The organism is Gordonia sp. NPDC058843, from assembly GCF_042743165.1.
Classification (GTDB): Bacteria; Actinomycetota; Actinomycetes; order Mycobacteriales; family Mycobacteriaceae; genus Gordonia.
Genome location: NZ_JBHYNC010000012.1, coordinates 12,232 through 27,810 on the forward strand (window position 1 = coordinate 12,232; position 15,579 = coordinate 27,810).

The window sequence follows — 15,579 nt, forward strand, 5'->3', positions numbered from 1 at the left end:
GACCAGTTCCGGGGTCAGGTCACCCACGGCACCCGCGGGTCCGGGCGCTCCTCGGCCGGGCGCCGGCGGCGCCTGCCGGGGCGACTGGCCGGGATGAGGCCGGCCGGGGCGAGGCTGGGCGGGCGGCGGGGGCCCCGGGCGGCGCGGGCCGGGTGCGGGTCCGGGCTGCCCCGGACCCGGACGGGGTCCACCCGGCTGGGGTCCACCCGGTTGGGGGACGACGCGCGTCGGACCTTGCGGCGGCTGGTTCACGACCGGCTCCGGGCCGGACTCACGCCTGCGGGCAGCGTGCGACGACAGACGACGACGGCGATCGCCGCACCCCGGGAGCGCAGGGACGCATGTGCACGACAGGACATCGCTCCTCCAGGTGAGCAGGCACGGGCACGGACGGTGGTAACTGTAACCCGCGAGCACCGCCCCGACGGAGTTATACAACCGAACGAATTACACCTGTCTCAGCAGGTCAACCCACGGAAGTCACCGGTGGAGGCGGTACCCGCCGACGCACATACCGCACCATTGTGCCGGTGCCGAACGTGACATCGGATGTTGACAAATAGCGCTTCGTCGAAATACGTTCGAGTCATCTGCTGTGGTCGGTGTCACCGACCGGGCCGCCACCCCGAAGGGATGCGACGATGACGAAAGCACTGACCTCCACCGACCGGGAGCACGAGACCCCCGCCCGCTACGTGCCGCGGCACGACAAGTCCGGCGGCGAGCACGACTACGACCAGGTGCTCGACGACCTGTCCGCGGCCTCGGTCCACCGCAACTTCGATCCCTACGTCGACATCGACTGGGACGCGCCTCACATGGCGATCGTCGAGAACGATCCCCGGTGGATCCTGTCCTACGAGGTCGATCCGATCGGCCGTCACCCCTGGTACCAGCAGCTGCCACAGGACAAGCAGATCGAGATCGGCATGTGGCGTCAGGCCAATGTCGCCAAGGTCGGCCTGCAGTTCGAGTCGGTTCTGATCCGTGGCCTCATGCAGTACAGCTTCAAACTCCCCAACGGTGCGCGCGAATTCCGGTACACCACGCACGAATCCAAGGAGGAGTGCAACCACACCCTGATGTTCCAGGAGTTCATCAACCGCACCGGCGTGGACGTGCCGGGCGCGAAGATCGGCTACCGGCTCATCTCTCCGTTCGTGCCGCTCGTCTCGACGGTCTTCCCCACCCTGTTCTTCTTCGGGGTCCTCGGCGGCGAGGAGCCGATCGACCACATCCAGAAGGACTTCCTCCGGACCCGCGCGAGTCTGCACCCGACGATGGCCGCGGTCATGCAACTGCATGTCGCCGAGGAGGCACGCCACATCTCCTTCGCGCATCACCTCATCCGCGAGCAGGTGCCCCAGCGCGGACGCATCCAGCGGTTCCTGTTGTCCCTGATGCTCCCGCTGACCATGCGAATCCTCTGCGGGGCAATCGTGGTGCCGCCGCGCAGCTTCGCCAAGCGATTCGACGTGCCCGACGAGGTCATGAAGGACATCTTCTGGCGTTCCGCGGAGTCGAAGCAGTTCCTGCGCAACGTGTTCGGCGACGTTCGCATGCTCGGTGAGCAGAGTGGACTGATGAACCCGGTGTCGCGCCTGCTGTGGCGTGCGCTCGGCATCAGTGGCCGCCCCTCGCGCTTCCGCAGCGAACCCACCTACACCGCGGCCTGACCCGAAACCCGAAACGCAGGTAGAACCCGAGACCATGCCCCACGTCGTCACCCAGGCGTGCTGCGGCGACGCGTCGTGCGTATACGCATGTCCCGTCAACTGCATCCACCCCACACCTGAAGAGCCCGATTTCGGCATCGCCGAGATGCTGTACATCGATCCCGCGACCTGCGTCGACTGCGGTGCGTGTGTCAGCGCGTGCCCGGTCGGAGCCATCGTCCCCGGACACCGTCTGCCGGCAGGCCAGGAACGGTTCGTCGAGGTCAACGCGACGCAGTACCACGATCCGGTCGACGGTGCGGCACGCTTCCCGGTCGACCCGGCCCGTCGTCTGCCACTCGCGCCCATCGACCGTCCGCGGCAGCTCGCCGTCGCAACCTCCATCTCGATCGGCATCGTGGGTTCCGGTCCCTCGGCGATGTATGCGGCCGACGAGTTGCTGCGGCAACCGCAGGTCTCGGTCACCATGTACGAGCGTCTCGACCGGCCGTTCGGGCTGGCACGTTTCGGCGTCGCGCCCGATCACCTGCACACCCGCAAGGTGATGGAGTTGTTCGACGACATCGCACGCAACCCGCGTCTGGAGATCCTGCTCGACACCGAGGTGGGACGCGACCTCACTCTCCCCAACCTGCGCGACCGGCACCAGGGCGTGGTCTGGGCGGGCGGGGCCCCAACGGACCGGCGACTCGCGCTGCCCGGATTCGACCTCCCGGGTGTGTCGAGCGCGACCTCTTTCGTGGGCTGGTACAACGGCCACCCCGACTTCGCCGACCTCGACGTCGACCTGGACACCGAGCGTGTCGTGGTCGTGGGCAACGGAAACGTCGCCCTCGATGTCGCTCGCATTCTCATCGCCGACCCGGACACGCTCGCCGCCACCGACATCTCCCGTGCGGCGCTGGCGAAGCTGCGAACGTCCTCGGTGCGCGAGGTCGTCGTGATGGGCCGCCGCGGACCTGCGCACGCGGCATTCACCCTGCCCGAGCTCATCGGGCTGGTCGATTCGGGTGTCCCGGTCACAGTCGACGCCGCCGACCTCGAGGGGCTGCCCGCGCCTGCCGACCTCGACGCCACCGTCCGCGCCAAACTCGAGATCCTGGCCGAGTGCGCCGCGCGCCCCGAACCCGCGGGTCCTCGAATCCGGTTGGCGTTCTTCTCCTCCCCGACGGAGGTGACCGCCGGGCCGGACGGGCGAGCGACCGCGTTGATCGTCGGCCGGAACCGACCGGTCGTCGACGACTCCGGGGTCGCGGTCGGCATCGAACCCACCGGCGAGACCATCACGCTCGAGTCCGCTCTGGTCCTCACCTCGGTCGGCTACCGCGGCGTCGCCGTCCCCGGCCTGCCGTTCGACGACGCGACCGGGATCATCCCGAACCTCGACGGCCGCGTCCTCGACGGATCCGACCCCGTGCCGGGAATGTATGTGACGGGGTGGATCAAACGTGGCCCGTCGGGCTTCATCGGAACCAACAAGACCGACTCCGCGCAGACCGTCGCGTCGTTACTCGACGACCTCGAATCGAGCGCACCCGAGGTTGCGGCACCCCGTCGGCGTCGGCTGCTCGGCCGACGCCTCGGTGCCACGCCGTCGTAGCTGAGTTCGTCGGCAAGACGGCTGCACTAGATTGAGCAGCCATGGGGCCCGCGTACCAGCGCACCACCGTGCGTGCCGATCTGTCCGACCTACCCGCCGGCGACGCCGCCACGCTGCGCGACCACGCGCAATCCAAGCAACTCACCGTCACCGATGACCTGCCGGCGTGGATCACCCGCAGCATCAACCCGCCGTCGACGACGTTCTTCGGGAAGGTCTTCGGACGACGCAGCAATCCGGTCGACCCCGACTCCGAACATCAGACGCTGATCGTGCTGCACCCGACCCACCTGATCGTCGTCGTGTCCGGGGCCAAGCGTGGGGTCGCGGCGCTGTCGTGTCCGCTGGCCGTCGCGTCGATGTCGTCGACCCCGTATGTTCCCGAATCGGACGGATTCTCGGTGACCGGTTTCGCCGGTGACGAGGGCCGTCCGGGCAGCTTCTATCTCGGCACCGGCGAGCCGGCGGGGCCGGAATGCCGCGACGCGGTTCACGCGGCGATCGTCGCCGCGAAGAATCCGTGAGCACCGCGGACACCACTCACCCGATCTCGCGTCCCGCGCTCGGCATCACGCTGGCGCTGATCTCCTCGGCCTGCTTCGGCATCTCCGGCGTGCTGGCACGGGCCATGATCGACGCAGGCTGGTCGGCCGGCGCAACGGTGACGGTTCGCATCGCGCTCGGTGGTCTGGTCCTGGCCGTTCCCGGCCTGCTCGCCTTCCGCGACCGTCGACGTCCGATCCCGGCCAGGCCGAGCCGCCGGTCCTGGGCCGTTCTCGTCACCTACGGCCTCCTCGCGGTGGCTGGCTGCCAGCTCGCGTACTTTTACGCCGTGACGTACCTGCAGGTCGGCGTCGCACTGCTCATCGAGTACACCGCGCCGGTCGCCGTGCTGATGTGGATGTGGCTCCGGCACGGCCAGCGTCCGGGACGGGTCACGGTCCTCGGCGCGGCGCTCGCCATCGGCGGATTGGCTCTCGTCCTGGACCTGACCGGTGACGTCCCGATCAGCACGGTCGGGGTCCTCTGGGCGCTCGCCGCGATGGTCGGGGCCGCCGCCTACTTCGTGATCTCGGCCGACGACCGGACCGGCTGGCCCCCGCTGAGTCTCGCCGCGGGGGGCCTGCTGGTCGGTGCGCTGGCCCTCGTCGGCGCCGGACTGACCGGACTGCTGCCGATGAGCATGTCCACCGATCCGGTGTGGGTCGGGACGATCACGGTGGCCTGGTGGATACCGCTCGTATTGCTGGGTGTGGTCTCGGCCGCCATGGCCTACGGGTTCGGCATCGCGGGCGGGCGGCTCCTCGGCGCGCGGGTCATGTCCTTCGTCGCGCTGTCCGAGGTGCTGTTCGCGGTGATCTTCGCCTGGCTCGTGCTGGACGAGTTGCCGGCACCGATCCAGCTCGCCGGCGGCCTGCTCATCGTGCTCGGCGTCGTCTGTGTGCGGCTCGGCGAAGCCGTCCCGGCCGTGTCGCACGACTGAGAATCACCGTGCGCGTTTGTGAATAATGTTGGGCACGTTGCACATCTGCCCACAGGTTCGGCGTGTTGGGTTGGAATGTGTCGCACGTCGCAATGGGCCGGGGTAATCTCGTGCCCCATGTGGGGGGAGGAACCACGCGCGACGGGGATGTTCTCGAGATTTGACTACATCGACGCCGCGCTCACGACTGGGGATCGTTTCACCGATCTCGTGCTCGGGGTCGACGACCCCGACACCCGGCTCGCCGATGCCCCCGGCTGGACGCTGACCGATTGCGTCGGTCATGTCGCGATGGCGCCGTCACGTTTCCTCGAACTCGCCCGCGGCGAGGGTGAGTGGTGTTGTTCGGCCGTCGACGTGCCCGACTTCAACGCCAAGCAGATCGCCAACCTGCCCACTCGGGACGTGTCGCTGTTGTGCCGCCGGCTGGTCGACGACCTCCGTGAACTCGTCGACGAGGTGTCGCATTTCCACGCCCAGGTCCCCAAGATGCACTTCGACGGCGACCGCATCATCCGGGCGGACGCCGCATTGGGTCTGCTGATCGGCGAATTCGTGGTGCATGCCCACGACATCGCGCGCGCTGTCGGCGCCGACTGGTGGGTCGAGCCCGAAGTGGTGATGATGATCATCCGCGCGCGTCAGCACATCCTGCCGAGCTGGGTCGATCCCGTGGCCGCCGCGGGACACTCCGGCACCTACGACATCCGGCTGCGCGGGTGCCGCGAACGTCACGTCTACGAGTTCACCGATGGTGAGCTGCAGATCGATCCCCCGGAACCACGCCGACCCGACGTCCACATCAGCGTCGACCCGACCTCGGCCCTGCTCGCCGGCTACGGCCGCCTGTCACCGGGGTGGATCGGCCTCACCGGCAAGGGCATCGCCTGGGGTGCACGCCCATGGCTCGCGACGCGCCTGGCCCAGCGGTTCCTACCTGCCTGATCCGCCCCACTGAAGTGCGAGGAGCGCACGCGACCACCGCTTTGCTCCCTGAGGTGCGAGGAGCGCAAGCCGCCGGGCCGAGCAAGCGACGAAGGAGCGCGTCGAGGTCGACGAGCCTCGAAGGGCCTGGTGAGACACGTTGCGAGACCCTTCGTGGCTCGCTTCGCTCGCACCTCAGGGAGCATGGATTTCGGACACTCACGAGTGTTCTTTCGTGGTCCACGACGGCCTACAGGCCTCTGCTCCCTGAGGTGCGAGGAGCGCAAGCCGCCGGGCCGAGCAAGCGACGAAGGAGCGCGTCGAGGTCGACGAGCCTCGAAGGGCAGGCGACTCATGTCACCAGCCCCTCGAGGCTCGCTTCGCTCACACCTGGGTGAGTATCGTTTTTTCAGTTGTCGCGGTTGACGTCTCGGTCAGCGACCAGCCGGCGAACCGGCCGGACGGCTCACCCGGCGTCCTTGCCCGCGGCTTCCCGCGCGCTGCTGGTCTCCACCACGCGATTGCCCGGCGCCACGCGACTGCCCGCCTGTTCGGGCGTCCGACGAGCGCGAACCGCCCGCGCGTGAGTCACTGCGAGCCGGACGGCCGCGGCCCTCGCCGCGGGTGCCGCGCGAGTCACCGCCGCTCGAACTCCGGTTGCCTGCGGTTCCGGCGCTTCGGTTCTCGCCCCGGGCACCGCCGTTGCCGCCCTGGCCACGACCACGACCGCCGCGCCGACTTCCCTGCGAACGACCGCCCTGGGACCGGCCGGCCTGCGCGCCACCGCCACGAGTGGCCTCGGCCGCGGCGCGTGCCGCAGCAGATACGCGGGGCGCGCGCTCACCGACGAGTTCGTCGACGGCAGCCGACGTGGCGTCGACCGAGACGGGGGTCACCTTGATCTTCGCCTTGCGCAACAGTTGCGAGACCTCGCGACGCTGCTCGTGCAGGCAGACGGTCACCACGTCGCCGGCCGACCCGGCGCGCGCCGTACGGCCCGAGCGGTGCAGGTACGCCTTGTGCTCGGCCGGCGGGTCGACGTGAACGACGAGTTCGATGCCGTCGACGTGCACGCCGCGAGCGGCCACGTCGGTGGCGACGAGGACGCGGACGTCACCCTCGCCGAAAGCGGCCAGGTTGCGGTCGCGCTGAGCCTGACTGAGATTCCCGTGCAGGTCGACGGCGGGGATCCCGGTCTCGCTCAACTTCTTGGCGAGTTTCTTGGCCTGGTGCTTGGTGCGCATGAACAGGATTCGGCGACCGGTGCCGGAGGCGAGCTCGGCGACGAGGTCCTGCTTGCCCGCCGAGGAGACCTCGAAGACGTGATGCGTCATCGCGGCGACCGGCGACTCCGCCGAATCGACCGAGTGCTGCACCGGGTTGTCGAGGAAGCGCTTGGCGAGCTTGTCGACGCCGTTGTCCAGCGTGGCCGAGAACAGCATCCGCTGGCCGTCGGAAGGGGTCGCGGCGAGGATCTTGGTCACGACGGGCAGGAAGCCGAGGTCGGCCATGTGGTCGGCCTCGTCGATCACGGTGATCTCGACCTCGTCGAGGCGGACGATGCCCTGGCGCATCAGGTCCTCCAGGCGGCCGGGGCAGGCGACGACGATGTCGACGCCGCGGCGGAACGCCTGCTCCTGGCGGGTCTGCTTGACCCCGCCGAAGACGGTGGTGACGGTGAGTCCCACGGATGCGGCGAGCGGTTCGACGACGGCGGCGATCTGGGTCGCGAGTTCGCGGGTCGGCGCCAGGATCAGCCCGGTGGGCGCTCCGACGTAGCGCTTGACCTGCATCTCGGCCAGGCCGGCGACGAGCGGGATGGCGAAGGCGAGGGTCTTGCCCGAGCCGGTCTTGCCGCGTCCGAGGACATCCTTGCCGTCGAGCGTGTCGGGCAGGGTGTCCACCTGGATCGGGAATGCGTCGACCTTGCCCTGTGAGGCGAGGACCTTGACGAGTTCGGTTGGAACACCGAGAGATTCAAACGACACACCCGGTGCGGACGCAGCGGCGTCCGAGCTGGTGGTGGTCGTCGGGGTTTCGAGTACAGCAGTCATGTGGTGTGCAGGTATCTTCCTGTGCTTGGCACGCGAACAGCACGACTGAGGTGCGATGGGCGGGTGCCGGTGGCGAACACGCGGGTGCGCGAGCTCGTTCGCCGTATGAAGTCAATGGCAGGCGGCCGACCGTATCGGTATCCGGACCTGCGAGAGAGGCGTTCTACGACGCTAGACGCGACCTGATCGGGCGCATCACTTCTGGCAACACTACGCGTCGGTAATCGATACCGCGAATTGTTGTGATGCAGGTCGCGTTCCGTCGACACCCGGTCAGTTGATGCCGCGAAGAGCCCCAGCCCGACGCACCACACGCAGGGCGCAGTCTCAGAACGCCTCGCTGAGCATCACTGCGACGGTGCCGGGCTCGAGTGCGTCGAAGACGTGCTCGACATCGCCGGGATATGAGATGTAATCGCCGGCCGCGAGCACCTCGGTGGACTCGGTGGGGCCGAGACGCGCACGGCCGCAACTGATCACGACGTGTTCGATGATCCCGCGCGCGTGCGGCGCCGACACTCGGGGCTTGCCCGGCTCGGCCCGGATCACGTACATGTCGCGCCGCGATCCCGGTGCAGCCGTGGACAGCAGCGTGGCCGAGTAGTCGGCATCCGCAGCGGGGATCACCGGCCCCTCGCCGAAACGGACGACCTCGACCGTGGGCGTCGGTGAGTCCAGCAACGCCGAGAACTGCACGCCCAAGGCCGTGGAGAGGGCCCACAACGTCTCGACACTCGGGTTGCCCTCCCCCGATTCGAGCTGGGACAGCGTCGACTTCCCGATGCCCGCGCGACGCGCGAGCTCGGTCAGGGACAGACCAGCACGCGCCCGCTCTCTCTTCAGCGACGCGGCGACGAGCGCTTTCGGGTTCACCGACCGTGCTTCGTTCATCAAACCGTCCGATCGTCCATCTTGACGAACACGCTCCTACTGTTCACTATGATAGTCATGCGTTCGGCTTGGAGAACACTCGACTCGGCGACCCTGCGCGCCGTCGTGGTGATGTCTCTGTCGGTGCTGGTGATCGGAACCTCCTACGGGGTTGCCGCGCATGGTGCGGGTCTGGCCCTCTGGCAGATCGTCCTGATCGCCACCGTCGTACTGGCCGGGTCGTCGGAGTTCGTCTTCGTCGGCATCCTGGCCGCGGGCGGCATACCGATCCTGGCTGCGCTGGCAGGCCTGTTGGTCAATACGCGCAACTTCGGTTACGGCCTCGCCATCGGCAAGCATCTGCGCGGGACGCCCGAGATCATGCTCGGCGCGCACCTCATCAACGACGAGACGACGGCCCTCGCGACAGCCGAATCCGATCCCCGCCGCGCACGCGCCGCGTTCCTGTTGTGCGGCGTGGGCGTTCTGGTCTCCTGGCCCCTCGGTGCAGCTCTGGGCGCGACGCTCGGTGGCGTGGTCGCCGACCCCGCGAGACTGGGCCTCGACGCGGCGTTCCCCGCCCTGCTCGCCGCACTGGCGATCCCGGCCCTGCGCGACGGTGCGACCTGGGCGGCGGTGACCGTCGGCGCGGCAGTGGCCGTGGCGTCGACTCCGTTTCTGCCGGCCGGTTTGCCGATCATGGGCGCGCTCGCCGGGTTCGCCGCCGTGGAGGCAGTTCGCCGCCTTCGCACCACGACTTCGAGTGCATCGGACCAGTCCCGCACCAGCGCCGGCGACGACGCCCCACGACGGAACATGCTCGAGCACAGCTCCGCTCGGAGTACGAGATGAGTGCCGGAGTCTCCCTGGCCATCGGCATCGCACTCCTGGCCGTCGGCACCTACGCGATCCGCGCCGCCGGACCTGTTCTGCGGAAAAGCATCTCGATGTCGGACTCGACCGAGAGGTTGATGGACCGGGCGACTGTCGTACTCCTCGTCGCAGTCGCGATCACCGGCGCGTTCTTCATCGACCACGACTTCGCCGGCTGGGCACGACCCGCCGGTGTCACGGTGGGCGTGATCGCAGCGCTGCTGAAGGCACCTCTCGCCGTGGTGGTCATCCTCGCCGCCGCCTCGGCCGCGGGACTGAGGGCACTGGGCATCGCGTGACCGCCCGGTCGAGTAGCCCTCACCGCACCACGGCCGGATTCGTGCAGCTGTCCGGCACGGCGACCAGTGAACACGCCACCGGCATCCGCGTCGGACGATATCCGGCGCGAACGCCTCGATCACGGGTGATCTCGCGGTAAGCGGCCACCGCATCGGTCGGGTGACGTGTCAGACCCTCATCGCGCTGGGCGTCGACGGTGTACAGGCCGAAACGCGAATCGAAGTCGCCCCACTCGTAGTTGTCGGTGAGACTCCAATAGTTGTAGGACGCCACGTCGATGCCGTCCTGACGGGCGCGCTGCAACCAGTACACGGTGTCGCGAAGGTGGTCGGCGCGGCCGTAACCGTCGGGGCGCCGACCCTGCGGGTCGGTGGCCAGACCGTTCTCGATCACCCGGATCTGCTTACCCGGAAACTGTTGCGCGACATGGCGAAGAACGTAGTAGATGCTCTCCGGTGCCTGCGAACTCTTCCAGAACTCACCGGAGGCACCGTTGGCCACGGACGCGTCGGTGACCGAGAACGAGTAATAGTGGTCGACGCCCACGAAGTCGAGAGTGTCGCGCATACGTTGCGGGAACACCGATTCGAGCCACGTCTGCAGTCCGGCGATCGGGTAATACGCCATGTTCGACGACACCTGGGCGCCCGGTTGAACGCGATGGATGTGGCGGTGGATCGCCCGATGCGCCGTCACGATCCCGTCGGCCATGAGACCCACGTTCTGCGGTGCCACTCCCCCGTACATCAGTTCGCGCCGTACGTATTCGGTGGGTTCGTTGAAGGTGATCCACAGCGGGTCCGCCCACGAGTACCGGTCGACCACCCGCTCGGCGAACCGCACGAGATCGGCCGACATCCCCGGACGGTTCCAACCGCCGAGGTCCACCGCCCAGCCCGGATGCACCCAGTGGTTGAGAGTGATCATGGGTCGCATCCCGGCGTCGACGACCGCGCGGATCACCCGGTCATAGAACGCCCACCCGGCCGGATCGTCCCGACCGCGCGACGGCTCCACCCGCGACCACTCCACCGAGGTTCGATAGATGCCCACACCCAGACTCTCGGCGCGGGCGATGTCCTCGGCGTAGCGGTGGTAGAAGTCGACGGCGTTGCCGACACGGTGGGCCACCCGGCCCTGCTCGCCGTAACGCACCCAATTCGAATCGCGGTTGAACCCTTCGGACTGGAAACCGGATTGGGCGACACCGAACTCGAAGGAAGACCCGAGCGAGGGAACCCCGGCCGAGGCGGTCCCGACGCCGCCGAGTCCGCTGATCGCGATCAGCGCGGCGGCCGTCGCAGCTGCCACGACGCACGACCGTGCTCGCCGGAGGCGACCACCCCGACGTCGGTCATGCGCGCTCAGAACGGACTACCCGTGATCGGTGCGGCACGATCGCACGGAACCGGTCGCGGATTCTCGGGATCGAGTGCGTTGAGCACGAAGTGAGCCGCGCGCCGCGAACCCGCGATCCCGGCATGCTCGGTGTAATCGATCGAACATCCGTCCTGCACAACGATGTTGCGCACGTTCGAGCCGCCCGGAGGCAATCCGAGGGTGTAGGGCACGATGAGTTCGTCATACCGCGTGGCGATGTTGGTGTACCGAATGGACGGCAGGTAGAAGCCGCCGGCGGCGATCTTGCGCAACACCTCGGCGCCGGGGTCGAGCTGGGCACAGGCCTGACAGAACGGCACCTGCTCGGGTCGTAGCCCGAGACCCCGGACGATCGGCATGATGACGTCGTTTCCACCGACTCCCGACCCCCGCCAGGCCGGCGCCAAGGACACGTACTTGTCGATGGCATCTCGCCCGCCGAGATACTTCGCGTAATACGCGGGCACCACCGTCCCCTGCGAGTGGCCCACGATGTCGACCTCGGACGCGCCGGTAGTCCGGCGGACCTTGTCCACGAACGCGCCGAGCTGGGCTGCGCTGGCCGACATCTCGCCCATGCCCCCGATCGCGCTGATCGGCCACGGCAACCCCGTCACCGCGCCATAGGTCAGTGCGAACACGCAGTAACCCTCGTTTTTCAGCAGCGGGACATAGGTACCCCAGTTGGTCTGCTGCGACCCGCCCGTCCCGTGTACCAGGATGACCGGATTGGGATGGCGTGCAGAGGGTTTGCAGTTCCAGTCATTCGAACCGGGAAGCGAGCCACCCGGGTCGGCCAGCTCATCGGGGATGCCGGCCAGAAAGTTGTAGGTGACGGGGAGGGGCTCGGCGCGCGCCGGTGCCACGGTCATCACCAGCACACCGATCACGGCGACGACCAGGCCCCACAGGATCCTCGGCGATCTCATGGACGGAAACTAACAAACCGTCTCAGGTCTGGCGTGCGTTTGGCCGGACCCACCGCGGCTCGGTGGATCGCAGCGGTCGAGCCCGGTGTCGGGGACAGCGCGCGCTCAGTTCACGACGCAGGTTCCTCGTCGCGGTGGCGGATGTCGCGGATGGTCGCCACCGCCGAGGCGAACACGAGCACAAAGCCCAGCACGAGGAGGGTGACCGCGGCGTAGTGCATGATCTGCTCGTAATGGCCCACGTCGACTGTTCGGCCGCGATCCGCAGGCCGACCACCACGAGCCAGGCCAGGAATGCCATGGTCAGCGCCCGCCGCTGAAAGACCGCGCTCCGCCGTCGATGTTCGTACTCGCCGAGTTCGTCGATGGCGTCGACGACGATGCCGCTCATCCGCGCATGTGCCGGGGAGTCGTGCGGCAGCTTGGCCAGGATGTCGACCTTCTGGGAGAGCTTCTGGTGCCGGTCGTTGGCGTCGAGTCGGGCGATGACCGCGCCGATCACCGCGACGAGCAACGTCCCGGCGAACGTCAGCATCGCAGCGGTCATGTGCGAAAACCTACACCGCAGGGCCCGCCGACGACCCCGCAAACGACCACGTGAGAAGGGCCGCGATCGTCAGGTGCGGCGTTCGGTCAGCGGACGCTGCTCGGCGCGGCGATCCCGGCACGTACCAGGATTCGCTCGGCTCGACGGAACTCCAGCGAATGACACTGCCCATCGGCCAGGACGCTTCCACTCGCCTGTCGTAGCAGGGTCGCCGCGAGTGAGGATGCCGTTCGCGGCGGGATGACCAACACCGTGACCGCCCGGGTGGAGGCGGTGAGGGTCATCAGTGGGGGCGTCTCCGGCGAGTCGAGCGAATCCAGGCCCGGAAGACGACGAAAGCTGCTCCAGTTCACGTCGATCCCACTCACCTCGCCGAAGAGTGACCGGGCGGCTTTCAGCATGCCGGGAAGTTCTTCGGCGAGTTGAACGGTGTACGGATACCACGCCCCGGCCACGGCCGCGGAGGGATCGATGCCGAACCGGACGCGTGCCGGTCCGAGCAGCGGCTTCATCGCTGTAATCCGTTGTTCGAGAGCACTTTCGCCCCATGAGCGCATCCACAGAGAACGGCGATCACCGTTGCCACCTGACTTGGTCACCGGAACAGACCGCGGTCCGCCCGACACCGGCGACGCCGACAGGGGTCTGTCAGATGTTCGATCCAGTTGTGGCCAGTCTACGCCGGGCGTCTACTACGGACTCACTCCTCGTCGTCTCGGTGGTCGAATCGCTGGCGCTGCCGAGCCCCGTATGCCGCATCCTTCACGGCGTCGTCATCCTCCAGGCCCGACCCCAACGCACCGCCCAGTGTGGCCACCGCGGCCACCAACCAGGCCAGCATCATCAAGGTGGAGAATCCGACCGGATGGCCGAGCTCCTCGGTCGCCATCTCCGGCGGTATGGTCCACCAGGCGGTCAGCAGGAGGAGGACAAACACTGCTGCATGGAAGACGACGACCCCGATCGCCAGGGTGATGACCGTCGACGTGTTGTAGAGCACCGCACGCTCACGATCGGCTGCCGAGGACGGTCGCTCCCACAGCTTGTGGTCGACGATGAGCCACGCGATCATCGTGACGGTCGCCAGGACCGTGGCCACACCCAGTCGCCATGGACCCATCGTGTCGGACAGTTGCCACATCGTCGGATACGCGAGACTCACCGCTCCGGTTGCGAACGCCGCCATCATCACCTTGGACATTCCGGTGACCAGTCGCCACGGGCGATTGGCATAGACCATGCCCGCAAGGAGCCTCGGCCGCGACATCGTCGACGGGGCGACGTAGTGGACGATGTCGTCGGTCTGTACCCGTTGCAGCCGCTCCCCGTCGGCTTCGGGGCCATCGGTCTCCCGATCGACCTCGGCGACGATCATGCGCGCCAGTTTGCTCACCCGACGCTCCACGAACGCCGCGCCCAACCCCGGAATCGAGATCACCCCGAACCGCCTGGGCAGATCGATCTCGGCCACCACCGGAGTTGTCCCACGGCGACGAGGCAAGTCGGTCAGATAGATCACGATGTCTTCCGTCGCCGAGTTCGGATCAACGGCGTCAACGACTTTCGTGAACTCGGTCTGCTCGTCGAATCGGTACGCGTGACGTCGCACAGAGATGTGCAAGTCATCGCGTAGGGCACCGTCCATCGGCCCCGTCGGAAACGATTCGGACAGTCGTTCGGCGATCACCTCCGTGGCACCCGGATCAGCGATCAGCAGAACAGACGATGACGACGACTTCGCATCCATCAGGCGGGCGTACCCCACCAGCCGACCGACAAACGCTTCGGAACCCGGGCGGGTCCGTCACCGTGGTCGTTCTGCCACCCAATCCTCGCTTCCGTCACCGGTGGGTTCTCCCCGGGTAACGACGAAAACGGCCCCACCCGTGTTGCGGATGAGGCCGTCTGCACTTCTGTTCTGGTGGAGCTATGGGGAATCGAACCCCAGACCTACTCGATGCGAACGAGTCGCGCTACCAACTGCGCCATAGCCCCGGGAGGTCTTGCGACCAACCGCGAGCCACTTTATCAGCCCGGGGTCGCCCGATCCCAAACGGCCGGTCCACGACTAGGCTGGGCGAGTGCCTCGGATGTCTGATCAGCAGTTGGCCGGAATTCTCGACAATGTGGTCGGGGTGATCAACCCCGTCCTCGATGCGCTCGCCGAGCGGGATCCGCTCGGCCTGAAGGGCCATACCTTCCACGACGACGACCATCCCGACTCGCGCCTGCAGCAGGCCCAGCACGCCGCGTCGAAGCTGCTCGATGTCGCCGAGTGGCCCGGCACCAAGGGCTGGAGCGAGCGGTCGATGCACAAGCGCGCGAGCTGGTGGGTGACCCGTGTGGGCACCCTGAACACCGGTGCTGTGGCGTTCCCGGGGGTCTTCGGGGTGTGGGCCAAACGCCTGCCGATCACGCCGTACCTCGGCTTCGCCAATCAGGCCATGGTGTTGATCGCGATCGCCCGCGAGTACGAGGTCACCGATCGCAAACGACAGGTTCAACTGCTCGCGTCGGTGCTGTGCAAACGTGACCTCACGAACCCGGACGTCACCGCCGAGTCCGGGAAGTCCCTGCCGTCCGAACCCAAGGAGCGGGAGAAGTCGCTGTTCTCGGCGATCTGGGATGCGGCCAAGATGCTCCGCGCCGTCGACGACGAATTCGAGAAGCGCCCGCAACCGATGGCGCTGTTCCGCATGCTCGCCTACATCCCCGTCATCGGAGCACCGGCGACCTACCTCGGCGAACGCTTCGCGCTGTCGAAGGCCGCGAAAGCCGGTCAGGCCTGGCTGGATTCGCACGGCAAGCCCGCACTGACCAAGTAACCCCGAACAGTTCAGCGGTGGGGGTGGGCGCGCGGCACCCCCCCCCCGAAGTTTGGGAGATGAACCGACCCGGCGGGACTGCCGGGGGTGGCGGGGCAAGGGTCGAAGCGGGTACCGC

At 67.7% G+C, this 15,579-nt stretch carries 15 protein-coding genes and 1 tRNA gene; 8 read left to right on the forward strand and 8 right to left on the reverse strand.

Going from position 1 to position 15,579, the window contains the following annotated elements:
* The first annotated feature begins 641 nt into the window (after positions 1–641).
* The 5 genes from ACFW3F_RS10725 to ACFW3F_RS10745 all read left to right on the forward strand — a co-directional run bounded on the left by ACFW3F_RS10725 (position 642) and on the right by ACFW3F_RS10745 (position 5,704).
* Positions 642–1,676 (forward strand): diiron oxygenase, encoded by a 1,035-nt coding sequence (locus ACFW3F_RS10725; RefSeq protein WP_388057056.1) that lies wholly within the window; start codon positions 642–644, stop codon positions 1,674–1,676.
* Positions 1,677–1,710: 34 nt separating this feature from the next.
* Complete coding sequence (locus ACFW3F_RS10730) at positions 1,711–3,276, forward strand: 4Fe-4S binding protein (RefSeq protein WP_388057058.1); 1,566 nt, start codon at positions 1,711–1,713, stop codon at positions 3,274–3,276.
* A 41-nt stretch (positions 3,277–3,317) separates the two neighbouring features.
* Positions 3,318–3,800, forward strand: a complete 483-nt coding sequence (locus ACFW3F_RS10735; protein WP_388057059.1) for a hypothetical protein — start codon at positions 3,318–3,320, stop codon at positions 3,798–3,800.
* Positions 3,797–4,759 carry a DMT family transporter gene (locus tag ACFW3F_RS10740; RefSeq protein WP_388057061.1) on the forward strand — a complete coding sequence of 321 codons (963 nt, stop codon included), beginning with the start codon at positions 3,797–3,799 and terminating at the stop codon, positions 4,757–4,759. The genes ACFW3F_RS10735 and ACFW3F_RS10740 overlap by 4 nt, the downstream gene beginning before the upstream one ends.
* Positions 4,760–4,906: 147 nt before the next feature.
* A complete protein-coding gene (locus ACFW3F_RS10745; RefSeq protein WP_388057063.1) occupies positions 4,907–5,704 on the forward strand; it encodes a maleylpyruvate isomerase N-terminal domain-containing protein in 798 nt (265 codons plus the stop codon).
* 413 nt (positions 5,705–6,117) lie between these two features.
* Here ACFW3F_RS10745 and ACFW3F_RS10750 read toward each other — a convergent pair whose 3' ends face one another.
* A complete protein-coding gene (locus ACFW3F_RS10750) occupies positions 6,118–7,737 on the reverse strand; it encodes a DEAD/DEAH box helicase (RefSeq protein WP_388057064.1) in 1,620 nt (539 codons plus the stop codon).
* 327 nt (positions 7,738–8,064) lie between these two features.
* Positions 8,065–8,628: a helix-turn-helix domain-containing protein gene (locus tag ACFW3F_RS10755; protein ID WP_388057066.1), complete on the reverse strand. Its 564-nt coding sequence runs from the start codon at positions 8,626–8,628 to the stop codon at positions 8,065–8,067.
* 57 nt (positions 8,629–8,685) lie between these two features.
* On the opposite strand from ACFW3F_RS10755, the gene ACFW3F_RS10760 reads away from it, so the two are divergent.
* Positions 8,686–9,459: an AzlC family ABC transporter permease gene (locus tag ACFW3F_RS10760; protein WP_388057067.1), complete on the forward strand. Its 774-nt coding sequence runs from the start codon at positions 8,686–8,688 to the stop codon at positions 9,457–9,459.
* Positions 9,456–9,779, forward strand: a complete 324-nt coding sequence (locus tag ACFW3F_RS10765; RefSeq protein ID WP_388057069.1) for an AzlD domain-containing protein — start codon at positions 9,456–9,458, stop codon at positions 9,777–9,779. Before ACFW3F_RS10760 ends, ACFW3F_RS10765 begins: the two co-directional genes overlap by 4 nt.
* A gap of 19 nt (positions 9,780–9,798) precedes the next feature.
* On the opposite strand, the gene ACFW3F_RS10770 is transcribed toward ACFW3F_RS10765, so the two are convergent.
* The 6 genes from ACFW3F_RS10770 to ACFW3F_RS10795 form a co-directional block, all read right to left on the reverse strand.
* Positions 9,799–11,091, reverse strand: a complete 1,293-nt coding sequence (locus tag ACFW3F_RS10770; protein WP_388057071.1) for a family 1 glycosylhydrolase — start codon at positions 11,089–11,091, stop codon at positions 9,799–9,801.
* A gap of 53 nt (positions 11,092–11,144) precedes the next feature.
* A complete protein-coding gene (locus ACFW3F_RS10775) occupies positions 11,145–12,089 on the reverse strand; it encodes an esterase/lipase family protein (protein WP_388057073.1) in 945 nt (314 codons plus the stop codon).
* Positions 12,090–12,111: 22 nt separating this feature from the next.
* The gene (locus tag ACFW3F_RS10780) at positions 12,112–12,636 is read right to left on the reverse strand and encodes a hypothetical protein (RefSeq protein WP_388057075.1); all 525 of its coding nucleotides are present in this window, start codon (positions 12,634–12,636) and stop codon (positions 12,112–12,114) included.
* Positions 12,637–12,722: 86 nt separating this feature from the next.
* Positions 12,723–13,148, reverse strand: coding sequence for a DUF5994 family protein (locus ACFW3F_RS10785; protein ID WP_388057077.1), 426 nt, complete (start codon positions 13,146–13,148; stop codon positions 12,723–12,725).
* 188 nt (positions 13,149–13,336) lie between these two features.
* Positions 13,337–14,383 (reverse strand): hypothetical protein, encoded by a 1,047-nt coding sequence (locus ACFW3F_RS10790; RefSeq protein WP_388057079.1) that lies wholly within the window; start codon positions 14,381–14,383, stop codon positions 13,337–13,339.
* Between the two features lie 172 nt (positions 14,384–14,555).
* Positions 14,556–14,631: transfer RNA gene (locus tag ACFW3F_RS10795), tRNA-Ala, on the reverse strand.
* A gap of 86 nt (positions 14,632–14,717) precedes the next feature.
* On the opposite strand from ACFW3F_RS10795, the gene ACFW3F_RS10800 reads away from it, so the two are divergent.
* Entirely contained in the window at positions 14,718–15,461 is a 744-nt protein-coding gene (locus tag ACFW3F_RS10800; RefSeq protein WP_388057080.1) for a hypothetical protein, read from the forward strand.
* The last annotated feature ends 118 nt before the right edge of the window (positions 15,462–15,579 follow it).